Below are 530 nucleotides of genomic sequence, written 5' to 3'. Positions count from 1 at the left end.
ATATTGATTTACCGCAAAGGGCAAACCACGCCCGCTGTTTATACTTCGCGGACAAAAAAGCCGGACATATCAAACGGACGTAAACAAAGCGGAATGCCATTCCCCATTTTCGCCCGCCATTCATCACGGCAATCAACGGAAACGGTGCTTACTCATAATAATATCCACTACAAAAATGAACACGCCATGAACCACCGCAACACCCGACTGCTCCTGTCGCTTGCTGTTTTGTCCGCATTGGCCGCCTGTGGCGGACAGGAAAGCAAGGAGCAAAAACCTGCTTCCGCACCGACCGAAGCCTCTGCCGTTCAGACAACCCCTGAAGCTGCTTCAACCGCCTCAGCAGCGTCCCAAGTCGCCGTTGACAGCAATGCTTCACCTGAAGACCAAGAATTGCTCAAACGCGCGCAAGGCATCTTCAAACCACTGCCAAGCGCTGAAGAAATGCAGAAACTGCGCCCGTTTACCGAAGAACAGGTCAAACTCGGCCATCAATTATGGTATGAGCCACGCCTCTCCAAAGGCAACAC

General features: G+C 52.1%; 1 pseudogene. It reads left to right on the top strand.

The window, feature by feature from the left end:
• Positions 1–186: 186 nt before the first annotated feature.
• Positions 187–530 (top strand): annotated as a pseudogene (locus tag ACTHUR_RS17790) (cytochrome-c peroxidase); the annotation flags it as partial.

Source organism: Neisseria sp. P0021.S007 (genome assembly GCF_051956855.1).
Note: the sequence above shows the minus strand (reverse complement) of the source record. Positions and strands in the feature narration are given on the sequence as shown.